Origin of the sequence: Echinicola strongylocentroti (assembly GCF_003260975.1) — a bacterium.
Classification (GTDB): Bacteria; Bacteroidota; Bacteroidia; order Cytophagales; family Cyclobacteriaceae; genus Echinicola; species Echinicola strongylocentroti.
This window is the reverse complement of sequence record NZ_CP030041.1, coordinates 460636-483883: the sequence shown is the minus strand read 5'-3', so window position 1 is coordinate 483883 and position 23248 is coordinate 460636. Positions and strand designations below refer to the sequence as shown.

Below are 23248 nucleotides of genomic sequence, written 5' to 3'. Positions count from 1 at the left end.
GATTTTTAATATATTTAAAATTAATTTTTTGTAATTTTATAATCCTTTTCGATTTGGGGATAGCAGTAAGAGTCAGGTTAAACCCCAAATATGGATTGTGAATTTTTAGCAAAAGAAACTACATCATGAAGAACTACTCACTCCGACTAATGCTTTGGGCATTCGTCATCGTAATTATTAACAGTTGCCAGCGGGACTTGCCAGAAGTAACAGCGGTAAAAAATCCGGTCAGCTTTGGCTTTTCTGCTCCCACTACCGATGCCCAAGCCAGAACGCAAACGAATGACTTTAGCCTCGTAGTCGAGGCCAGGGTCACCATCACCAAGGCTGATGGTACTGCGACAGATTACACCAATGTCGAACTTGAGCTATATGAATCCGATGGTACATTTTACGCAGAAGAGGTGTTGTTGCCTTTGGGGGATTATGTGGTGACTGAGATTTATCTGATGGATGGCGAAGGAACGACGCTTTTTGCCATCCCCGAAGCAGGAAAACTCCAAGAGCATATCGACCAACAATTGCCCATTCCTTTTACCGTAGAGAGAAGCAGCACCATGAAGACCGTAGTACTGGAGGTACTGTCCACCCTAGGATTTACGCCGGAGGAATTTGGGTTTGATCCGGAGGAGATTGTGTTTGAGGAAGTAGATTATTTTTTAGTGTGTCTTCAAGTATGGGATGGTTTAGAAGAGGGTTATTTGAGTGGTCATTTATTATTTGGGGAAAATCAGGAATATCGAATTGAAGTAGATTCTATTACAAAGATCTTCGTTAAACCGGAATATGTGATTGGGGAAGCGGTTACATTCCAAGTAGATGTTCCAGATTTTGTTGCGCTACAGAAAACATTTTCCATCGGGTTGGATAGGCTAAAGGCATTTGAAACCGTACCAAACAGAATACCACTACGAAGGATAAATGGAAGGATCTATCAGGGGGATGTTGTTTTAAACAATCAAGAAGAAGTAGATGAATTTGGCTACAAGCGATATGATGGTATCATAGGGAATTTAACGATCACAGATGAAACTAAAGACAAAGGGGGAACCTCCATTTGGAATTTAAGGCAACTGCAACAGCTTGACAGTGTAATGGGAGATTTTGAAATTATTGGTAATCATGAATTAATAACAATGGGTGGAATGAGCCTAAAGAAGGTTGCCGGAAACTTCATATTTATAGAGAACAATAAAATTGACGGGTTGACAGGGTTAGATAGTTTCAGAGAATTAGGTAAGGAGTTGATTATAAAGAATAATAACAAATTGATTGATTACTGCCCAATTTCAAAGCTCTTTTATGAAAGCCCTGAAATAAAAGGAGAAATTAGTGGGAATGGTTATAATCCTTCTTTTAATGAAATAAAGCACGGAGAATGTAAACCAACAGATTAACCCACCAACTTTCTGGCCATCCCGCCAAAAATAGGCTCGTGGAAGGGATAGACCGCATACCAATAAACTCTTCCCCAAAGCCCTTTTGGGCGGAAAGTGGCTGTCTGGATAAGGCAGCCACTTTCTATTTTGAATTCCAACCAAGCGTCTCCGGGGACTTTCATTTCGGCATAGAGCAGGAGCCGCTTCTCCGCTTTTTTGGCATAGAGGACTCGCCAAAAGTCCACAGCATCACCGGAATGGATGGTGGTGGGATGGGTGCGGCCACGGCGGAGTCCGACCCCGCCAGCCATCTTGTCCATAAAGCCTCGAAGCTGCCACAGCCAGTTGCCATAATACCAGCCCGTATCTCCACCGATGGCAAAAATACGGTCGAGCGTTTTGCTTTCGTCACGAATGGGGACGCTTCGTTTGTCCACAAAACATCCATGCGTGGGGATTTGAATAAATTCGGAAAGGTTGTTTTCAAAGCGGCCACTGATCAGGGAATCCTTCCAGCTGGAAATGACCTCATTGGATTCTATTTTGGTAAATGCTGCGTTGAGGGCTTCCTGATAATTCATTGGCTGGATACCGAGGTTTTGGGCCAGCTTATTGGGTTGGCAGACGACTTCTATTTTCATGCTGTCCACCAATGCAACAGCCAGTTTGTAGGAAGTGCTGGTCACAAAAAATAGCCAGTAGGAGGAGAGGCGAGGTGTCATCACCGGTACGGTCCAGATCCTTCTACCCAGACCGCGGTTTTTGGCATAACGAAGCAGCATTTGTCTGTACGTAAGGATATCCGGGCCGCCAATATCAAAGGCATTGTCAAACGTCTTCGGCTCCAAAAGCGATTGGCTGAGGAAGCTGATGACATCACGAATAGCAATGGGTTGACAGTGGGTCTTGAGCCAGCGAGGAGCGATCATTATAGGCAGCTTTTCTACCAAATCCCTGATAATCTCAAAGGAGGCACTGCCCGATCCAATGATGATGCCTGCACGCAGGGCGGTAAAACGGTAATTTCCTTTGCTAAGCTCGTCCTCTACAGCTTTTCTGCTGAGCAAGTGCTTGGACAGGACCTCGGTATTGACAATGCCCCCAAGATAAATTACCTGCTCAACGTGGCTTTCTTCAAGACTTTTGCAGAAATTTTGAGCTGATGTTTTTTCCAGTTCAGCAAAATCATCTGCACTGGACATCGAATGGATCAAATAATAGGCGGCGTTGATGTCTTTGGGGACACTGGATAGGGTCTTTTCTTCCAAAAAATCCACTTCCACTACTTGAATATGCTGGCGAATGGATGGAGGAGGTTCAAAGCGGTTTTTGTCCCTTACACAACAGACTACATCATGGCCCATTCTGACAAGGGAGGGAAGTAATCTTTTGCCGATATAGCCAGTGGCTCCAGTAAGCAGAATTTTCACAGCAATTGTCTTTTATGCATTCAACTCACTGGTGCCAAAATAGTTTAAAACAACCTTGGAATGATTGTAGACCATTCCAAGGTTTTATTGAATGGCATAAGGCCTGATCAATGTGAAATCGTCATTCCCAGCAATTGGTAAAACTCCTTCAATATTGCCGGGTGACCGGGCCAAGCGGGTGAAGTGACCAAGTTGCCATCCACAATGGCTTCATCGACAGGGATGTTTTTCCATGTACCACCGACCAGTTCGATATCAGGGCCTACAGCCACATAAGCGGTAAGTGTCCTGCCCTCCAGCACGCGCGCTACGGTCAGGATTTGGATCCCATGGCAGATGGCGGCCACCGGCTTATCAGCCTCAAAGAAGTGCTTCACGATATCCAGTACTTTTTGCTCTAGCCTTAGGTACTCGGGCGCTCTTCCCCCGGGGACATAAAGTCCATCGTAATCCGCTAAATTGATGGCATCGATGTCTGCATTAATGGCAAACTGATGTCCTGTCAATTCCTTGTAGGTCTGGTCGCCTACAAAATCGTGGATAGCAGTGGGAATGGTGTCTCCGCTTTTCCGGCCGGGAGCTACTACATCCACCTCCAGCCCTACAGAAAGCATTGCCTGAAAAGGAACCATGATTTCATAATCTTCGACATAGTCCCCAGCGATCATTAATATTCTTTTTGCCATAACTTTAAAAGTGGTTTTTAGCGTTGATGATCTGTTTTGTTGAGAATTTAGGGATTATTCAGGTGATTAAAAAGTAAGTGGCGTTAAGAAAGGTTTACCTAAAATTGACGCTAGAAGTTTTGAAAAAAAATAGATATACTATCGTTATATTACTGTAAAAATATGTAAAAGTTACGATTCATTTTGTTAGATTTGTTTGAGGCATTTGCCTTAATTTTTGATGATAGCATTATGAGAATAGATTAAATATGATAGTAAAAAGATTGCTTTCCTTGGTACTTCTGATCATTGGTGGCCAGACCTTGGCCCAAGAGAAGGAAAAGCCCAATGTACTGTTTATCATTGCCGATGACCTGACGGCCAATGCCGTGTCCTGTTACGGCAATCCCTTGAAAATCACCCCGAATATAGACCAACTGGCAGCCGAAGGCACACGCTATGAGCGGGCATATTGCCAATTTCCCGTTTGTGGCCCTTCGCGGGCTTCCTTCATGTCCGGATATTATCCGCATGCCACAGAGACATTTGGCTATACCAGCGGCAGGGAAAACATAGGCCCCGATAAGGTCACTTGGTCACAGCTTTTCAAGAATAATGGTTATTATACCGCCCGGGTGAGCAAAATATATCATATGGGGGTGCCTGGAGATATCGAAAAAGGCAGTAATGGAGCTGATGATGCTGCCTCTTGGCAGGAGCGATTCAACAGCCAAGGGCCAGAATGGAAAGCCGAAGGAGACGCCGAGCTGGTGCAAAACAATCCCTATAATGAACTGGAACGGAAAGGTGGCAATGTGATGACCATCGTCAAGGCTTCCGGGGATGATTTGGCACATTCGGATGGGAAAACTGCCGAAAAGGCCTCCGAATTACTTCGTGCACATAAAGAAGGTCCTTTCTTTTTTGGGGTGGGCTTTGTACGGCCCCATGTGCCTTTTGTGGCGCCAAGGAACTATTTTGAAGCATATCCCTATCGGGAAATGGTGCTCCCGCCTAAGGTCATTGGCGATTGGGACGATATCCCCGCCAACGGCATTAACTACGTCACTACGGTCAATGCGGAGATGTCAGAAGACCAGGAGAGAAAGGCTATCTCCGGCTACTATGCGTCCGTGGCCTATATGGATGCCCAAGTAGGAAAAGTGCTGAAAACCCTTAAAGAAGAGGGGCTAGAAGATAATACGATCGTCATATTTACCTCTGACCATGGATTTCACTTGGGTGAACATGAGTTTTGGATGAAAGTGAGCCTTCACGAAGAATCTGCCAAGGTGCCCTTGATCATAAAAGTCCCCGGTAAAGCACCGGCCGTGTGCCGTTCCTTTGCGGAATTGATCGACCTGTACCCGACGGTGGCTGAACTGGCTGGGCTGGAATTGCCCAATGAAATACAAGGTAAAAGTTTGGCCAAGACCTTGGATGATCCCAATTATGAAGTGAGGGACATGGCGTTTACAGTCTCCAAATACAGAGGGGTGGAGGCTTTTCTACTGAGGAGTGACCGCTGGGCCTATATCCAATATGGGGAAGATGGAGCCGGAGGTCAGGAGCTGTTTGATATGGTCAATGACCCACAGCAGTTTAATAACCTGGCGACTAACCCGCAATTTTCCGATCAAGTGGCGATGTTTCAGGAGCGGATAGAGGAGAGGCTGGCAGAGGTAAGGGATAATGACTTATAATTAGTAGTGATTAGAAAGACATGAGCATGGCAAAAAGTGTTCAATAATCTGTGTAACCAGTGATGGGTGTTGTAAATCAGTAACTTAATAACCAGTTATGATTATCCGCAATGATACCAGTAATCACAGGGAAATTAAATAGGTGCTCACAGAAAACATGGAAATCTCAGAAAAGCCTTATTTCATTCTGGGAGTTCTGTGTGTTCCGTGAGAAATACAGCCTACTGGCAATAAAGCGTATAATCAAATAACCAGTATACCAATAACTAAATAGCAATGAATAAGTTTCTACTTTTGATAGCCGTGATCATGGGCATGACTTCTTGCAGTAAGCCCAAGGAGCAAAAACCGCCGAATATCGTGATCATTGTTTCGGATGACCACACCCGCCAAGCGATCAGTGCTTATGGAAGTACCATCACCCAAACTCCCAATATCGACCGTATTGCGGAAGAAGGGGTGTTGCTTACCAATGCCTATGTGACCAATTCCATCTGTGGGCCTAGCCGAGCGGTGTTGCTGACGGGGAAGTATAGCCACAAGAACGGTTTTAGGAGGAATTCAGACAGTAAATTTGAAAGTGATCAGGATCAGTTTGTGAAGCACTTGCAGGCAGCCGGCTATCAGACCGCTTGGATCGGCAAATACCATCTTGGTGAAGATCCACAGGGATTTGATCATTATGAGATTTTGCCCGGTCAAGGATATTATTATAACCCTGATTTCTTGGTCAAAGATAGCGGAAAGGTCAATCGGACGGGATACGTCAGTGACCTCGTGGAGGATGCTGCAGAAAACTGGCTGGACAGCAGAGACGAAGAGAAGCCATTTTGTTTGGTCATTGGCCATAAAGCGACCCATCGTACATGGATGCCTGATTTGCAGGATATGGACAAGTATGACGAAGTTACTTTCCCCTTGCCGGATAATTTTTATGATAATTACGAAGGACGCCAAGCGGCCATGGAACAGGACATGACCATAGACAAAACCATGATAATGGCCTATGACCTTAAGATGTACCCCGATGACTCCAAGGACCGCAATATCACCCGAATGACTCCCGAGCAGCGAGCCGTTTTTGATGCGCACTATAAAGCCGTCCATCGGGAGTTGGACTCACTGGATCTATCAGGCAAAGAATTGGTGGAGTGGAAATACCAACAATACATGCGGGATTACTTGGCCACTGCCGAGTCGATGGATAGGAATATCGGTCGGACGCTCGATTATCTCAAAGCACATGGACTGGATGAAAATACCATTGTGATCTATACTTCCGACCAAGGGTTTTACTTGGGAGAGCATGGGTGGTTTGACAAGCGTTTTATGTACGAGGAGTCATTCAGTACACCGATGATCATCAAATACCCTGGCGTGCTCAAGCCCGGTACCCGATCAGATGCTATGGTCATGAATCTGGACATTGCTCCGACGATGCTGGATGCTGCACAGGTGGAGATTCCCGGAGATATTCAGGGTGAATCCATGCTGCCAGTGCTGACCGGTGAGGCTGAGCAGGGTAGGGAAGTGCTCTATTACCATTATTATGAAGTTGGTGAGCACAATGTTTCTCCTCATTTTGGTATAAAAACCGATAGGTATAAGCTTATCCGCTATTATAACCAAGTGGAATCTTGGGAGCTTTTCGATATGGAAAAAGACCCTTCAGAGATGCATAATGTATATGGTGATGAACGCTACCAAAAAGTACAGGAAGAGATGAAAGCCAAGCTGCTGGCCACTATCAAAAAGTATGAAGATGCTGAGGCCGAAAAGCTATTCCATTAAGATATAGGCTCCGCTATGAAACGTGTCCATTTGGGCATGTTTTGTAGCGCCTTGGGGAGTGTTAGCTTAAATGAAAATCCTTTTAATTGTATTTTTGGGAATCCTAAATTTATGACCTTGTCGTCGGACAGGTACGAGGTACGGTGGTACTTCGATAAACTCAATAGAGCTGTGAGCGGCTCAACCTGAGCCGATTGACTCAGTTCGGGCTATTCGATTGTAGGTAGTGTTTAGAAACTTTCATTTAACTCTCGGAGCATTTCAATTGTATTAACATTCCGTACATTAAACCCTTTACAAACTTCAGGGATCTTAATTCTTCTTTTAATGTTTGGTTCGCTTTTCTCATAAGTGACAATAGTGTCTCCAGTACTCATTGCATATGCTACTAACCAAGGGTCTGCTAAATCTGTTTCTAAGAATTCTTGCTTAGCTCGGTCAGTGTAATTAGATGATGATGCCCAATTAACAATTGCTATGTAGTTCTGCAAAACTGAATCAGTGTTGTAAAAGAAGGAATCTGATAAATTATTTTGGCACCAATCTTTTAATTCATCCTCATGGGCAGAATTATCAAAAATTTCTAATTTGACTTTATCAATACTGATAATAGTGCCAGAATCAGCAAGCTTTTTGACTTTTAGCCAGAAGCTGTGTACCACGTCAATTGGATATATAGCTCTATGAGCTTGAATGAAAAAGTTTGAGTCTACAATGAATTTGCTCATGCTTGATATAAATATTCATTGATGAACTTTTCATATGTATTTCCTTTTAGGCTTGTTAGTTTATATGCATCTCTATACAATAAATTATTTTCGTTTACCGCATTGTTTACAAAACTTGCAAATCTTAAACTGATTCTCTTTTTAGCAGTAGCATAAAAATTCCCCCCAGACGTTTGATTCCCCTTTTTTAATTGATATTCCTCTATATAATTATTATAGAAGTCAAAAAAAGTAGTTTTAGTAATTAAATTTAAATCCATGCACCTTCGCGCTATAACGATGGGACTTACTTTAAAAACTCTACTTAGATATTTAATATCCTTAGAATCTTTCCATTTTTCCTTTAAAAATAATTCTGGAACTAGGAATTCCGCGGCTACTTGGTCACAAAGTTTTTCAACTGGATCATCAGCAGGTAACATTTGTTGATTGTCAAATCCTGCACTTTCTCCTAGCCAAATATGCGCAAGTTCATGTATAAGAGTGAACATTTGAGCAGCTTTTGCATCAGCGGAGTTTATAAACAGAAATGGTGCTTTTTTATTTACTAAAACAAAACCCCTACATTCTTCTACAGGAATTTTTCTTCTAGTATTATTTCCAACAATTCCATTGAAATTTACAATAATCCCTATTTCTTCAATCTGTAGTGTCAAGTAATCTAAGGCCTCTTCCCAGGTCCCCATTTTACTAGCCCAGTTAGTGGGTAATTTCAGACTGGCTCTTATGTCTTTTACTATTTCAAAATAGTTGGATCTTTCAGTGTATTTACCTACATATTCTAAATCAGGATACTCACTTTCTTTTAGGTAATTTGTCAACCAGTTTTGTCTTTCACCAATGAGTTGAATGGTGTGGTAAACATTGAGAGATACTTTATTGTTCTTTGTTTTCCCTGTTCGAAAAAATGGTATCGGAATATCTTCTTTTGGAGGTTTGTTAAGAAACATGTACCCAAAAGGAACATGAACCTTGTGAGTGAAATCTTCAAGTTGTTTTATAGTTGGTTTTTTATTTCCGTTAATCCACTCTTTAACATTAGGGTTTTTTTGATAGAATTCCTCCAAATTATTACCTGCACGAGTTATCGCCCAGTTTATAATGTCAGAGTTAATATTTTCTATTCTTGTTGCCATAATGTAAATATAATCGATATTTATTTAAGATTGTTCCCTAGTATTACCTACAACGTTTTGGTTTTGTGCTTTTAAATTTATCCAACAAAAACGCCAAAGCGGAGCTTTGGCGGGCTAAAAGCACCGACATTTCGGTTATCCCTTCAGCCCATATTGTGCATAGGTTGTGTGTGCCTTGAATGGTGAATATAGGTCAAAAAGTTGACCGTTCCAACGGGTGAATGCGCTCCTAGAAGGACGTGTCCCCTAGTGTCGGGAGGGCAGGAGCAGCATCTTAGGCTTTGTGGCCATACCTAGGCCTGAGTGGCTTCTGTTTGACAGTGCTATAAAACCATCTCCGGTACTTCCTTGCCCACTACCAATCTTCCCTCAGTTTTGGCTTTGATTTCTTCGACACTGACACCGGGTGCTCGCTCTATAAGCTTAAAACCTCCTTCGGGGAGTACCTTAAGGAAGGCCAGGTCGGTGACGATTTTTTTGACACACTTGATGCCGGTGATGGGGAGTGTGCAGCGTTTTAGTAGTTTGGGTTTTCCGTCTTTGCTGCAGTGCTGCATGGCCACGATGATGTTTTCGGCCGAAGCTACCAAGTCCATGGCGCCACCCATTCCCTTGACCATTTTTCCTGGGATCTTCCAGTTGGCGATATCTCCACTTTCAGAAACCTCCATGGCTCCTAAGATGGTCAGGTCCACATGTCCGCCCCGGATCATCACAAAGGAATCGGCAGAATTAAAAAGTGAAGAACCTTTGATCATACTTACCGTTTGCTTGCCCGCATTGATCAGGTCGGCATCTACTTGCTCCTCTGAAGGGAAGGGACCGATGCCCAGTAGGCCATTTTCTGACTGCAGTACCACCTCCAGTTTATCAGGAATGTAATTGGCTACCAAGGTGGGAATACCAATGCCCAAGTTGATGTACTGTCCATTTTTGATTTCCTTGGCGATGCGTTGGGCGATTTGTTCTTTGTTGAGCATGGTTGTCGTTGTTGGGTTTCAGAGGTTTGGGAGGTTTTCTTTAGTGTGTAATCCACTTTATAAAAAATCAGTGAAAATCCGCTCTATTTGCGTTCTATCTTATTGTTCGCTTTTCAATTCGTTTTTCATAATTACTTCCCTGAAAGATGCGCTGGACAAATATCCCTGGGGTGTGGATTTGGTTAGGATCTAGCTCTCCCGCTGGCACCAGTTCTTCTACTTCGGCAATGGTGATATTTCCTGCCGTGGCCATCATTGGATTGAAATTCCTCGCAGTTCCTTTAAATACCAAGTTACCCGCAGTATCCCCCTTCCATGCTTTGACCAGAGCAAAGTCAGCTCTTAGCCATCGTTCCAAGATATAAAGCTTACCATCAAATTCCCGCATTTCTTTGCCTTCGGCTACTTCAGTTCCCACGCCGGCAGGGGTAAAAAAAGCCGGGATACCAGCGCCTCCGGCGCGGGTACGTTCTGCCAGTGAGCCCTGTGGGATAAGTTCTACCTCAAGCTCTCCATTGAGCAGTTGCCGTTCAAATTCCTCATTTTCACCCACATAGCTGGAAATCATCTTTTTGACCATCCTTTTTTTAAGCATCAGGCCAATGCCGAAATCATCCACGCCAGCATTATTGGAAATACAGGTCAATCCTGAAATTTCCATTTGTAGCAGCGCATTGATACAGTTTTCCGGAATGCCACACAGTCCAAAGCCGCCTAACATCAGCACGGAATTGCTGGTAATGTCCTTGACCGCTTCTTCGGCACCACTTATGGTCTTATTGATCATGATGTTGTTGTTTAAGGAAAACCTTGCTATGGTAATAATCCCAATTTCTATAGGCCAAGGATTTCCCGGGCTTTTTGCTTGTCTCTTTCCAATTGGGCCTTTAGCTCTTCTAAATTTGCAAATTTTCTTTCCGACCTCAAAAATTCCGTGAAATAAACTGTGATTTGTTTACCGTACAAATTGTCGTCATAGTCAAAAAGATGGGCTTCGACGGTTTTTTCTATGCCATCTACGGTGGGGCGGTTACCGATATTGAGCATGCCAAAATACATTTCTTGTCCTACGCCCACGCGCACAGCATAGGCTCCGTCGCCGGGGATCAGCTTGTAGTTATTGGGAACATGGATATTGGCTGTGGGAAAATCAATGGAGCGACCGATCTGTTGGCCTTTGATCACGATGCCGTTCAGTTCATATTCCCTTCCCAAAAATTCATTGGCTTCGGATACCTTGCCTGAAACCAGGGCCTCACGGATTTTGGTGCTGGAGATGCCTACATGGTCGATGTCTTCCCGAGAGATTTCTTCCATTTCAAATCCATATTGACTTTTGTTTTCCATCAGGTGTTCGAAACTTCCTTCCCGGTTCTTTCCAAAACGATGGTCGTAGCCAATTACCAATTTCTGTGTCTGGATTTTGTCGATCAGGATCTTGCGGATAAAATCCTCACTGGTAAGTTGGGAAAAACCTTTGGTAAAAGGGATGGTGATCAAATGATCTATGCCAAACATTTCCAGCAGCCGGGCTTTTTCCTCAAAAGTGGTAAGCAATCGTAGGTTGTGGTCTTCTGGGTAGAGCACAAGTCGTGGGTGAGGCCAAAAAGTAATCAATACCGTCTCTCCATGCATTTTTTCTGCGATGTTTTGTATACGGTCGAGGATTTTTTGATGGCCTAGGTGGACACCGTCAAAAGTGCCACTGGTGACCACCGCATTTTTTACGGGATGAAAATGATCCAGTCCTTCGTAAATTTTCATGAATTGGCTTCTCCTTTGATTTTTTCTACAATAGCATTGACTTCATCAGCGTCAGACAGGTGAAAATCACCAATTCTGGTCCGTGTCAATGCGGACATATAAGCACCTACATGGAGCGCTTCACCCAGGTCTCTGGCGAGGCTTCTGATGTATGTTCCCTTGGAACAAACAATACGAAAATCTATTTCCGGAAGTTCGCATCGTGTAATGTCAAATATTGAAACGGTTACGGGCCTAGGGTCCAGCTTGACATCTATTCCCTTTCTGGCAGATTCGTACACACGTTTACCGTCTTTTTTGATGGCAGAGTGGGTGGGAGGCACCTGCATGATATCTCCTGTAAGTGTTTTGCATGCTTCTTGGATCATTTCCAATGTAAGATGGGAAGGATCTGCTACATCTTCTACTTCCTGTTCCAAGTCGAAGGAAGCCGTGGTTTTTCCAAGGACAAAGGTCCCCGTGTATTCTTTTTCCTGTCCCATGAAATCATTGATACTTTTGGTCTTTTTGCCAGCACAAATGATCAATAATCCCGTTGCCAGCGGATCCAAGGTGCCCGCATGGCCTACTTTTTTGATTTTGAGGGTGTTTCTGATTTTTTTGACCACATCAAAAGAGGTCCAGCGATAAGGTTTGTTGACCAGAAATACTTCTCCGTAAGGTGTTTCCATTTTACATCGTTAGTCCGCCAATGACAGCGATCAAGCCGACAATGGCACAATACACGGCAAAATAAATGAGTTTGCCTTTCTTTACTATATTGATCATCCAAATACATGCTGCCAATCCTGCCACAAAAGCAGCGATAAAACCAGCAGATAAAACGGGCATAGAGATCCCGGCAGCTAAACTGGGGTCTTCCAGGTATTTGAGCAGTTTGATGCCTGATGCTCCCAATATAGGCAATAGCACCATCAAAAAAGAAAATCGTGTAGCCCTTTCTTTTTCTACCCCGATGAGCAAAGCCGTGGCAATGGTAGAGCCGGACCGGCTAATGCCTGGCATAATGGCAATGGTCTGGGCAATGCCAATGACCAGTGCTTTTGGAAAAGTAACGTTCCCATCTCTCTTGGAGGCAAAATGCGAAAAGGCAAGCAAAGCAGCTGTCACCAAAAGCATAGCTCCCACGAATACGATCTTTCCACCAAAGAGCATCTCGATCTGGTCTTCAAACATGACCCCGATCACACCAATCGGAATCATGGAAAGAAGGATCTTGGCGATGAATTGGGTGCCGTCATTCCATTGGAATTTGAAAAGGTCCTTGATGATGGCAGCGATGTCTTTTCGGAATACCACAATCGTACTAAGTGCTGTGGCAGCATGGACTACTACTGTAAAGAGTAGGTTGTCGGCTGCTTGGACGTTCAGTAAAAAGGACCCTAGCTCGATATGGCCACTACTGGAAACAGGCAAAAACTCAGTTAATCCCTGAATGATGCCCAGGATAATCGCTTCTATGATGGTCATTTATTCTTCCGATTTTGATTTGTAAAAAATGGCATAAAACTCAAATATGAAACCGAAAAGGGTAACCAATGGCCCCAATGTAAGTCCCATAAAACCGAATCCGTGTGGCGCGCTGTCCAGACCAATAATGATAAATCCCACTACGATTATGGCTATACCAATAAGCATGAGTAGGTAATTTTTTTTTGAAAAAGGTAAGTTGTTCATCTTAATAAAGTTCGTCTAAAGACATTCGTAAATATTTATTAACTGCCCTGAGGGTGCTGAAAAAGGAAAGTATGGCGCCAAGTAGCACCAGACCTCCAAAGAGTATCAGCTGCATTCGGTTATTTTGGAGCAATGCAAATCCATCTATGTTGGCTTTGGTATATTGAATAAGGCCGTAGAGCATGGCAGAGGAAATGATGCCTGCCAATGTCCCGAAAAGAAAGGATCGATTGAGAAAGGGCTTCCTGATAAAACCTCTGGTGGCACCCACTAGCTGCATGCTTCTGATCAGGAACCGCTGACTGAAGAGAGCGAGGCGGATGGTGTTATTGATCAAAATAATTACAGTAATGACCAATATTAGGATAAAAGCCCCAAGAACAATACTGACTTTCATTAGGTTTTTATTGATGGATTCGACGAGGTCGTTCATGTAAGTCACTTCAAATACCCCGTTTATCTTTTGGATCTCTGCCACGATGTTTTCCATTTTATCTGAGGTTTGGTATTCCTCATTGATAGAGAGAACATAGCTATCACGCAAGGGGTTGTCATCAAGGAACTTACCGAAATCCTCACCTGTGTCTTTCAGGAAGGTTTCGGCAGCTTCGTCTGCAGAGATAAAGGACAATTGCGCACCATCATCTTTTTTCAAAAGGTAGGGTTTGTTTTCCAGGGCTTTTCCAATCTTTGCTTGATCAGAATCGGACAGGTTTTTATGTAAAAACACCTGAACTTCTATGTTTTCACGAATGATGGATGTCAGGGTTTTTGCCTGAATGACGATCACACCAAAAAGCCCCACTATAAAAAGCGAGAGAGTAGTGCTGAAGAGCACACTCATAAATTTAAAATTCCCTAATCTTTTCTTTTTTCTTGAAGATTTGCCCATGCTGCTATGAATTCCTCCAAAATTAATCAGGTATCTGTATTAAACCAATGATATTGGATTAAAATGAAACCACTGAAAACATGCCTGTATAACGAACGACGGTGGCGTAAATTTTATGTGATTTTTACCACTTACACAAATTAACTGATTGTATGGAATATTATTTCGATTAAAGTGAGATTTTTTTCTTTTATTTGGAACCTTGATTTATAATAACCCATTTATAAAAGCTTAATCGGAAAGCGAAGTTTAGTCCCCCGTTATGAAAGAGATTGTAGAAGTCGTCAATAATATCGTATGGAGTTATGCCCTGATTGGGCTTTGTCTGGCTGCTGGAGTGTATTTCTCTGTCAGAACCCGGTTTTTGCAGGTGACTTACCTGAAGGAAATGTTCAAATTACTCTTTAAGGGAGAATCTTCCGAAAAGGGGGTGTCGTCTTTTCAGGCGTTTGCCATTGCCATTTCTGGCAGGGTAGGCACAGGAAATATAGCCGGAGTGGCGATGGCCATAGCGATGGGAGGTCCTGGTGCGGTCTTTTGGATGTGGGTGATTGCTTTTTTGGGTGGAGCTTCTGCTTTTGTGGAATCTACCTTGGGCCAAGTCTTTAAGGAAGTGAATAATGGGCAATATCGTGGTGGCCCGGCATATTACATCGAAAAGGGCCTGGGCGTAAGATGGTATGCGATGCTTTTTGCTTTTGCGACCATCATCAGCATGACCCTCCTCATGCCAGGCGTACAGAGCAATAGCATTGCGCTTAGTGTGCAGAATGCCTTTGGTGTACCGGTAGAATATACTGGGCTTATCATCACCTTTTTTCTGGCTTTGATCATCATTGGAGGGGTGAAGCGAATCTCCAAAGTGGCAGAGGTGGTGGTGCCTTTTATGGCGGCAGCATATATTTTGATGGCGCTTGTGATCATTGGGGCTAATATCGCTGAGGTCCCAGGTGTGTTAATGGTGATTATAAAATCGGCATTTAACCTTGAGGCAGCATTCAGTGGTGTGTTTGGGATGGCGATTGCTTGGGGGGTGAAGCGTGGCATTTATTCCAATGAGGCCGGACAGGGTACTGCTCCCCATGCAGCCGCAGCAGCAGAGGTGAGTCATCCCGCCAAGCAAGGATTGGTTCAGGCGTTTTCGGTGTATGTGGATACCTTATTTGTGTGCACGGCCACCGCTTTGATGATTCTATTTACCGGTCAGTATAATGTCATCAATCCAGAAGGAGGCTTTATCGTAGAGCACCTTCCGGGAGTGGCAGTAGGTCCAGAGTATACCCAATATGCAGTGGCTACACATTTTCCGGATTTAGGAAGCGGTTTTGTAGCTGTTTCTCTCTTGTTTTTTGCCTTTACGACCATTATGGCTTATTACTATATTGCTGAAACCAATTTAAGTTATCTCAACCGTCTCCAAGATCGGCCTTGGAGTCTCTGGGCATTAAGGATCATGATCCTGGGAGCGACATTTTATGGTACGATCAAGACGGCCAAGGTGGCATGGATGCTTGGGGATATTGGCGTAGGCTTAATGGCTTGGCTAAATGTGATCGCAATATTACTGCTCAGAAAACCGGCCATGAAGACTTTTGAGGATTATAGAAGACAACTTAAAGCTGGTAAAGACCCTGTTTTTAAAGCCAAAGAAGCAGGAGTGGACAATGCAGACTTCTGGAAGTAATAGCGCCCGATCCGTTCATCGTGAGGAGTAAGCGACGAAGTGATCTAGTCAAATGGAAAAGAGGTTACCCACTTTCATTCAGCTGTCGCTTGGTTTGTAATGAGGTGAATGAAACCGTTATCAATTTTCTACACACTGATGGACTCAAGGAAGCTATTCCCGCCGGAATTTTAAAAAAACACGCTACTCCCAGATCCCCTTGGGCACGATCTCCAGCACATGACCAAAAGGGTCTTCGAAATAGCAGCTTTCCAACCCGTCTTTCCACTCTTGTTCATGGGTGATAACAATACCCTTTTCGATCAGCTCCGCTTTACTATTTGGATAGGCACTTGCTGCTACTTCAAAGGCGATGTGCTGCTTGCCTTTGGCATAGTGAGGAGGGAGGTTCTTTTCGTTTTTGGTAGCTTCGGGGATGAAACACAACAGTACTGAACTGCCGCACCTAAAAAAAATATGCCGGTCTTCCTCTTTGGAAATTACCGGCATACCTAGTTTGTTGTGATAAAACTCCTCCGCCTGATCCAAGTCAGGGATATAGAGACATGTTTCTTTGATCTGCGAGTAACCCATGTCTTTAAGTTAGCTAAAACAATGGAAAAAACACATGTCCCTGCTCTTTAAGTGGCCTAAAGGTTTTGTGATGACTAATTTATATTAACGGTTTCCTGCTGTTGGATTTGGGCAAGGACATTTTCTTTACTAACGGTATTATTGAGCGCTATGATTGAGAGCTTATTGGTTTCTATGACGGGGAGCTGTTTGATCAGCTCTGCAGTAGAAACAGTACTGATGGCCCAGTATTTTCCATTGGCTTGATGGATGGAGATTCCGTCTGTCATCGGTTTCAGGGCTTCTTGACTGTCTGCGCTGATGATTACTTCCAAGGAAGCGGATTGTGGTTGTTCGGGAGTGACTTTTTTACCATTGAGCTTATCATAGCTGTAGCCATAGCCTTTTTCCGCCTTGGTCAAGTCTGCGTATACGGAAGCCCCGGTCGGTAAGCTTCCAGCGCCTTTCCCTTGGAAGAATTGTTCACCAAGGTTTTGGGAAGTCACTTTAGCAGCATTGTATTCATTTTCTACCAAGAACAACGGATCATTGGCGCTGACCAAGGTAGGAAGGATGTGTAGGCTTAGGCCGTCTTTATCCTTTTGGGCTGTGGCGATCAGCTTGATCTTTAAGCCCAGGGACTTGGCCAGCGTCACGTCTGCGGCATGCACATGCTGCACCCCAATGGTCAAGATTTCTCCTTCAGGAATATACTTTCCAAAAGCATGTAGGCCAAGAATGGTCAACTTGCTGCTGACATCGCTTCCATTGATGTCCAAGGTGGGATCTGCTTCCGCAAACCCATTTTCTTGGGCCAGTTTTACGGCCTCTTGTAAGCTAAGATCATCCTGAAATAATCGGGATAGAATGTAGTTGGAAGACCCATTGAGAATGCCTTGGAGCTTGCTAATGTGATCGCCCGCAAAGTGACAATCCAAGCAAGTGATGATGGGGATGCCTGCTGCAGCAGATGCTTCATAGAGAAGGCTTCCACCGTAGGCTTTTTCCAGTTCCAAAAGCTCTGGTAGATGGGCAGCAAGCATTTTTTTGTTTGCTGAAATGACTTTCTTTCCTGATTTTAAAAGGCTATTGACATAATCATAAGCCTGCACAGGATCAGATATGAGCTCTATTCCAATGTCACAAGGGGCATCCAAAATGTCCGTTGGGTCAAAAGAAAATTGTAGTGAATGATCTCGTTCTTTGTTTTTATTTTGTACGACAATCGTTTCAGGTAAAAGCTCGGGGCGGTCATTTTTAGCGATTTCATAATATCCTTGGCCGACCACTCCAAAGCCAAACAAACCAATGCGGTTAGTCATTGTTTTCTAGGTAAAAAGAGGTTAAAATATAATTTAATTGTTCGTTTTCCACCAAAAATGCGTCATGGCCATAGATGGAAGAAATCTCTCGATAAGTGCCGTTGGGGACATTTTTACTGATAAACTGCGACTCTTCTTTGGTAAAGAGCAAGTCGGTATTGATCCCAATGGAAAGTACCTTGGATTTGATTTCCGAAAGCGCCTTGGCTGTTCCTCCTCTGCCTCTGCCCAGGTCATGGCTGTCCATGGCTTTGGTGAGCACCCAGTAGGAGAGGGCGTTAAATCGATTGGAGAGTTTTTGGCCTTGGTATCGCAAGTATGAACTCACTCGGAAGTGATCCGTTTTTTCCTCTGTTTCGGCTTGGCTGGTATGGAAAATTTCCTGGTGACGATAGCTGAGCATACCGATGGCGCGTGCCGCTTCCAGTCCTTTTTTGCCTGCATCAGGAGAGTTTTGCCCCCAAGTATTGTCTGATTCGATGGCCATTCTTTGGGCTTCATTGAAGCCGATCGTCCAAGGGGATGTCTTGGCGTTGGATGCCACGATGATTGTCTTTCTTACCTGTTCTTGTAAGTTATAGGACCATTCAAGAGCTACTTGACCACCAAGAGATCCGCCTATTATGGTATCAATTTTCTGAATTCCCAAATGCTGTCGTAGTTGGTCGAAGGCCTTGGCCATGTCGCGTGTGGACAGATTGGGGAAATCATAATAATATGGTTTTTCAGTTTTTGGGTTTTTGCTGAGCGGTTGGGTAGAGCCATAGCATGATCCGAGCAAGTTGGCACAGACGATAAAGTACTTGGTGGGATCGAAGAATTTGTCTTCCCCTACAAGACCGCTCCACCATTCGTGTACATTCGCATCTCCGGTAAGGGCATGCAGTACCCAGATGACATTGTCTTTTTGTGGGGTCAAGTGCCCTTGAGTAGTATAACTAATATCGAATCCTGGCAATGATTCACCTGATTCAAGTGGTAGTTCCTCTTCGCAGTGGAAAATTTCTTGGGTCATATCGGTAATCAGATACGGTGATGTTAGATTCATTTTCTTACTCTTAATTTAGCGTTGACTTCAGTCAACTGGGATCATCAATAATGGGGATAAAAGAAGTATAGTGTCCGGTAAGGACAAGAGAAGGGTGCTTAGTTGCACATACACATGCACATTCGGCGATGTATGAAATTATCCCTTTTGACAAAAAGAAACTCGATGATGATTGGTGTATGAAGTTGTATTGCTGTGTGTATCCTTTTTATAAAATTCATTATTTAAGAATTTATATTTCCAAATGCGGATATTCACATTCGGCAGGAATTGGCACCTTGGATTTTCCAGGTTGCCAGAGGGTCTACGAGCCTGTCTCTCACCTCTTCTGTATAAATCCTTCGACTTACTAAAAAGTAAAAGGATGCCACAAAGTAACAATCGAATTTTTTAATTTGCAAGTATTCGAAAAAGAGTTTTTAAAAAATAATCACCTTTATAAACCCTATTAAATCGATAGAGAAATGAGTTTTTAGCTCTTGTACAGGTGTGGCCAAGAAAAAATCAATAATGAATGATCGTCTTTATCGAAAGGAAATGAAAGGTTGGTTATTGGTGTAAATTGGTGTGAAAATGAAAAGGTGCCTGATCGCTCAGGACACCTTTTGGAATAGAGGAGAGTGTAGTATCCTTGTTAGTCTTCGTAGTAGTAAACAGCCGATGCTCCCGCTACTTCTTGGTTAATTTTAGGAGAGGGATTACCATTCGAGGAGAAATATTCGTAGACCAGAACTCTTCCTCCTCCATTAGCTCGTTCTGCTACAAATACCATTTGGCTATCTTCACTGTAAGCGACATCTACAGGGTTGCCCAGCATGGTGTTACTGCCTTCTATTCTCGCTTGATCAGCTAGGGAAATGGTGCCGCCGTCTGCCGTGGCATTGAGCGTAGAGGTAAACTCAGGAATAATTACAAGCCCTCCATCACTGTCAGAAGAGGCGTCTCCGATGTCGGTAAGTACCATTAAGTCATCTTCCATAGAGTAGGTGAGTCCGTGTGTCCTGACCAGTCCTTCTATCGTGACCTGTTTATCAGGACTGACCATGCCGTTGGTGTTGGAAAAGAAGTTGTTAAATACGGCGAGGTCTGAAGTTTTGTCGACAATGGCGTACAACGTATTCCCCTCTATATGAATCCCCCATAAGGCAAAATCTACCATATAGGTGTTTTGGAGGGAGAAGGTATCTCCTGATTTTTGGTAAACATAAAGGCTGCTTTGGTTACCATTGGCTTCTACAGGAGATTCTGCTACGATGACCATGTCATCTTTGACCGCGATTTCGCGACCACTTACAAAATCACCAGAGGCATTGATGCCGAGAGAAATGGAGAGGCTATTGTCCATCATGGAAGTCATAATATTCGAATAGACATTCAGCGAATTATCTGATCGTACCAGCTGGATGATTTCATCGTTTTGGGGATCGTAATGGATCCCATCTGCATCTGTTCCAGCAGAAGCTACTGTATTAGTGCTTATATCATCCATGGATGTGAAATCCATTATGCTGATCTCCCCACTTGTGTTGCTGGATACGAATAAAGAGGCTATCTCTTTTTCGGGCACGTCCATGCCCTCATCATTGTCACAAGAATAAAAGCCCAAAGTAGGCAGGGCGATAAGCGTTGTCCTTAAAATTGTTTTCGTTAATGCTTTCATAAGATAGTGAGTTGTGATTTATGAAAACAATTTACGATGCTAGTGGATGAATTGGATTGTTGAATTATTACAAATGGTATATTAAATAGGGTAATATGTATACAAGATGGTTGGAAATATAAACGAAAAATACCTGGAAACCTGAGTAATTAAAAAAGGCCCGGGGATTGCCCAGGCCGGATTTTTATTAAAATGGATGTTGTGAAAGCATTATTTAGTGACTTGTGACTGTTCTTTTTGGGTAGCTTTGTTTTGATTCTTGCGAGGTCTGCTCTTGCCAAAGGTCCCTCTGTGGGTTTTACCTCTTTTGGATTTCATATCTCCTTTTCCCATATCGTTTTTGTTTTTACGGTTTAAGAATTTATTAATGAATTAACACTAAGTTAATGGGCTTGCGGGAGATGACCAAGGCAGGTCGTTACGCATTTTTAAAAGAACTTTATTTTTAACCCGGTTTATGCATTACAAATCGTTACAGCCGCAATAGATAGGCTAATGCATAAACCAGGATTAAGTGCTTATTATGGAGTGTATGGGCTTTCAATCATAAAGATCGGATCCCTGCCAAATGGCCAATTTAGGCTGGTCTTGGGCGGGGGATAGGGTATTGCTAGCAGGTTCTTTTTTCTTTAAAGGCAATTCCACTCCTTCTTTTAGTGTTATTTCGATTACGCCGTATTTTCCTTCTTCCTTATACTTTTCAAGGGCAGGCTTCTCTTTAAGTACATTGATGCTTTTGATGTCTTCAGGTGATAGGTTGGAAAGTTCTTCTTTTTGATATTTCACACCAGCGATCACTAATAAAGGCTCTTTGCCCTCATCAAATTTATTAAAGTTCAATTGAGGGGAGGGGTTTTTGTTTTTTGAGACCGTTCCATATCCCACTACGACGACCTCATCCAGTTTGTTTGATTTGACGGGTTTGTTTCGGTCGTCCAGTTCAAACTTGACCGGAAGCCTCATTTTTACAGGGACATTGGAACCATTTTGTTCACCGGGAAACCATTTGGGGGAGTTCATTACCAAACGCATGGCTTCTTCGTCAGCACCACTGCCTATACCCCTCAAAATCTGAGGATCCCGAGTGCTGCCGTCTTTGTCCACGATAAAGGTGATATAAACTGTCCCTTCGACGCCATTCTCCATGGCCTTTTTAGGATATTCTAGGTTTCTGGAGATATAGTCTGTCCAGCCGTCTTTGCCTCCTTGTGGCGCGGGCATTTTTTCTACTATGTCAAACACCTCTTTGTCAGATGAGTAGGAGGGAGTGCCAAAGAATGACTTCGACTTGGCTACTTCCCCATGAAGCTTAAACCTGATCGGAAGGACCATGAGCGTGTTGACGGGTTTCCCATCGATGATGCCTGGGTTCCATTCAGGCATACTTTCCAAGGAGAAAATTCTCAAAATCTCATCATCCAAGCCCATGCCCAAAGATCGTTTAAGAGTGGGCTGTAGGACTTTGCCTTCTTTGCTTACCACAAACTCGATGTAAATATCACCGGTCATTCCCAGTTTTCTTGCTTCTGTTGGGTACTTGAGGTTTTTGGCTAGAAACGTGTTCCACGCTTCCATTCCGCCTTTTGCCTCGGGCATTTCATCCGCTGTCTTCTGGAGATCGGGTGTGTTGTAGTTTTTGATAAAGCTGCTGTGCTGTTTGAAAATATTGATCATTTCCATCACATCAGCATATTCCTCGTCATCTGAAATGTCACCAATTTCATACTGTAGGTTTCCCAGCTGGGCAGTGACTTTGCCATCTTTTAGGGATGAAACATATTCGTAATGCACTGGATTGGGGATATGCACCACTCTTGTGCTCACGTTGATGGTGTCCTGGGCTTGCTCGATCAGTTCTTTCATATTGGCCAAGCTCATGCTGGACCCTGTGTCAAAGAAACTGGAAGTAGAAATGGTCTTCATAGAGACCAGTGCCAATAACATAGCCGTCAGGGGCACCACCATCAGTAATTTAAACCAATTGGTCTTTTTGTTGTTTTTCATCATCATAATGCGTTTTAAGGTTGTCGATCTAATGAAATAGTTGCCAACAGGAAGATCCAGTCCCTTAAATGCTATTTTGACAATGAGATTAGTATAGGTGTCCTTGTTTGCGGTTTGCTTGACGACATTGGCATCTGCCGAATATTCGTGGGTGTCGATCAAAGCACTCCGCATCAAATGGATACCAGGGTTAAACCAAAACAAAATACTCAATACTTGATAATACATCATATCCCAGGAATGTCCCTGACGGATATGTTCAATTTCGTGTTTGATGATATGCTCTTTTTCTTCGGGTCTTAGCTGTTGGCTATCGTCCCAAAAGAGCCTGTTAAAGAACGAAAATACCGGTGCCAGACCAAAGGTAGGTATCAAAAAATAACTGCTTTTCAAATTGAATACCGTTTGGTACCAGCCTTTTTCGGTGAGTAGCCTCAGTTGTAGGAATTGCCATAAAAGCCTACAGGTGAGCAAAAGTGCAATCGCCAAATACCCCAGGAACAAATAGTCTTTCCATTCCAAAAGAATGGGGAGTTTGGTGCTTTCTACGGTTACTTCAGGGAGTCCATAACTTGCTACGATGTCATCCTTGGCCTCTTGTGCCGTTAAATACTGCAAAAAGTCTGTGTTTTCCAGTGATATGGTAGGTTTTGAAAACTCCACAGGGATTTCGATTAGGGGAAACAGCAAGGCCAAAACAGGTGTGACCAATAAAAATACCCGTGTAAAGCCAAATACCTTTTCCCTTCTCAGAAAACACCAATATATCCCGAAAAAAAATAACAGGCAGAAGGAACTCTGCCATATATAGTCGATTAGATGTGCCATCTAGT

At 43.4% G+C, this 23248-nt stretch carries 21 protein-coding genes and 1 riboswitch; of the genes, 4 read left to right on the top strand and 17 right to left on the bottom strand.

What is annotated here, in order from left to right; translation table 11 throughout:
- Positions 1-125 precede the first annotated feature (125 nt).
- Positions 126-1397: a hypothetical protein gene (locus DN752_RS01820; protein ID WP_112782392.1), complete on the top strand. Its 1272-nt coding sequence runs from the start codon at positions 126-128 to the stop codon at positions 1395-1397.
- Here DN752_RS01820 and DN752_RS01815 read toward each other — a convergent pair.
- Both DN752_RS01815 and DN752_RS01810 read right to left on the bottom strand, forming a co-directional pair.
- The gene (locus tag DN752_RS01815; protein ID WP_112782391.1) at positions 1394-2809 is read right to left on the bottom strand and encodes an SDR family oxidoreductase; all 1416 of its coding nucleotides are present in this window, start codon (positions 2807-2809) and stop codon (positions 1394-1396) included. The two genes, DN752_RS01820 and DN752_RS01815, sit on opposite strands and share 4 nt — an antisense overlap.
- A gap of 107 nt (positions 2810-2916) precedes the next feature.
- Positions 2917-3495, bottom strand: coding sequence for a DJ-1/PfpI family protein (locus DN752_RS01810; protein ID WP_112782390.1), 579 nt, complete (start codon positions 3493-3495; stop codon positions 2917-2919).
- 248 nt (positions 3496-3743) lie between these two features.
- Between DN752_RS01810 and DN752_RS01805 the strand changes: the two genes are divergently transcribed.
- Both DN752_RS01805 and DN752_RS01800 read left to right on the top strand, forming a co-directional pair.
- Positions 3744-5177, top strand: a complete 1434-nt coding sequence (locus DN752_RS01805; RefSeq protein ID WP_112782389.1) for a sulfatase — start codon at positions 3744-3746, stop codon at positions 5175-5177.
- Positions 5178-5453: 276 nt separating this feature from the next.
- Entirely contained in the window at positions 5454-6968 is a 1515-nt protein-coding gene (locus DN752_RS01800; RefSeq protein ID WP_112782388.1) for a sulfatase family protein, read from the top strand.
- A 230-nt stretch (positions 6969-7198) separates the two neighbouring features.
- Here DN752_RS01800 and DN752_RS01795 read toward each other — a convergent pair whose 3' ends face one another.
- The 9 genes from DN752_RS01795 to DN752_RS01755 form a co-directional block, all read right to left on the bottom strand.
- Positions 7199-7696, bottom strand: a complete 498-nt coding sequence (locus tag DN752_RS01795) for a DUF4411 family protein (protein ID WP_112782387.1) — start codon at positions 7694-7696, stop codon at positions 7199-7201.
- On the bottom strand, positions 7693-8832 hold the full coding sequence (locus DN752_RS01790; RefSeq protein ID WP_112782386.1) for an ImmA/IrrE family metallo-endopeptidase: 1140 nt from the start codon (positions 8830-8832) through the stop codon (positions 7693-7695). The genes DN752_RS01795 and DN752_RS01790 overlap by 4 nt, the downstream gene beginning before the upstream one ends.
- 323 nt (positions 8833-9155) lie before the next feature.
- Complete coding sequence (locus tag DN752_RS01785; protein ID WP_112782385.1) at positions 9156-9812, bottom strand: 3-oxoacid CoA-transferase subunit B; 657 nt, start codon at positions 9810-9812, stop codon at positions 9156-9158.
- 94 nt (positions 9813-9906) lie between these two features.
- Positions 9907-10599, bottom strand: coding sequence for a CoA transferase subunit A (locus DN752_RS01780; RefSeq protein WP_112782384.1), 693 nt, complete (start codon positions 10597-10599; stop codon positions 9907-9909).
- Positions 10600-10646: 47 nt separating this feature from the next.
- Positions 10647-11576, bottom strand: coding sequence for a bifunctional riboflavin kinase/FAD synthetase (locus DN752_RS01775; RefSeq protein WP_112782383.1), 930 nt, complete (start codon positions 11574-11576; stop codon positions 10647-10649).
- Positions 11573-12247: a tRNA pseudouridine(55) synthase TruB gene (truB, locus tag DN752_RS01770; protein WP_112782382.1), complete on the bottom strand. Its 675-nt coding sequence runs from the start codon at positions 12245-12247 to the stop codon at positions 11573-11575. Before truB ends, DN752_RS01775 begins: the two co-directional genes overlap by 4 nt.
- A 1-nt stretch (position 12248) precedes the next feature.
- Positions 12249-13046: an undecaprenyl-diphosphate phosphatase gene (locus DN752_RS01765; RefSeq protein WP_112782381.1), complete on the bottom strand. Its 798-nt coding sequence runs from the start codon at positions 13044-13046 to the stop codon at positions 12249-12251.
- Positions 13047-13253: a DUF3098 domain-containing protein gene (locus DN752_RS01760; RefSeq protein ID WP_112782380.1), complete on the bottom strand. Its 207-nt coding sequence runs from the start codon at positions 13251-13253 to the stop codon at positions 13047-13049. It lies immediately after the preceding gene.
- 1 nt (position 13254) lies between these two features.
- Positions 13255-14145 carry a cell division protein FtsX gene (locus tag DN752_RS01755; protein WP_112782379.1) on the bottom strand — a complete coding sequence of 297 codons (891 nt, stop codon included), beginning with the start codon at positions 14143-14145 and terminating at the stop codon, positions 13255-13257.
- A gap of 262 nt (positions 14146-14407) precedes the next feature.
- Between DN752_RS01755 and DN752_RS01750 the strand changes: the two genes are divergently transcribed.
- Positions 14408-15829 carry an alanine/glycine:cation symporter family protein gene (locus DN752_RS01750; protein WP_112782378.1) on the top strand — a complete coding sequence of 474 codons (1422 nt, stop codon included), beginning with the start codon at positions 14408-14410 and terminating at the stop codon, positions 15827-15829.
- 183 nt (positions 15830-16012) lie between these two features.
- Here DN752_RS01750 and DN752_RS01745 read toward each other — a convergent pair whose 3' ends face one another.
- The 6 genes from DN752_RS01745 to DN752_RS01720 all read right to left on the bottom strand — a co-directional run bounded on the left by DN752_RS01745 (position 16013) and on the right by DN752_RS01720 (position 23243).
- On the bottom strand, positions 16013-16402 hold the full coding sequence (locus tag DN752_RS01745; protein WP_112782377.1) for a VOC family protein: 390 nt from the start codon (positions 16400-16402) through the stop codon (positions 16013-16015).
- A gap of 74 nt (positions 16403-16476) precedes the next feature.
- Entirely contained in the window at positions 16477-17703 is a 1227-nt protein-coding gene (locus tag DN752_RS01740) for a homoserine dehydrogenase (RefSeq protein WP_112782376.1), read from the bottom strand.
- Positions 17696-18751, bottom strand: coding sequence for a homoserine O-acetyltransferase MetX (metX, locus tag DN752_RS01735; protein ID WP_112782375.1), 1056 nt, complete (start codon positions 18749-18751; stop codon positions 17696-17698). The genes DN752_RS01740 and metX overlap by 8 nt, the downstream gene beginning before the upstream one ends.
- Before the next feature lie 229 nt (positions 18752-18980).
- Positions 18981-19090, bottom strand: a riboswitch (SAM riboswitch).
- 295 nt (positions 19091-19385) lie between these two features.
- Complete coding sequence (locus DN752_RS01730) at positions 19386-20411, bottom strand: hypothetical protein (RefSeq protein ID WP_162633076.1); 1026 nt, start codon at positions 20409-20411, stop codon at positions 19386-19388.
- A gap of 210 nt (positions 20412-20621) precedes the next feature.
- The gene (locus tag DN752_RS01725) at positions 20622-20729 is read right to left on the bottom strand and encodes a 30S ribosomal protein THX (protein WP_245949524.1); all 108 of its coding nucleotides are present in this window, start codon (positions 20727-20729) and stop codon (positions 20622-20624) included.
- A gap of 222 nt (positions 20730-20951) precedes the next feature.
- The gene (locus DN752_RS01720) at positions 20952-23243 is read right to left on the bottom strand and encodes a M56 family metallopeptidase (protein ID WP_112782372.1); all 2292 of its coding nucleotides are present in this window, start codon (positions 23241-23243) and stop codon (positions 20952-20954) included.
- Positions 23244-23248 lie beyond the last annotated feature (5 nt).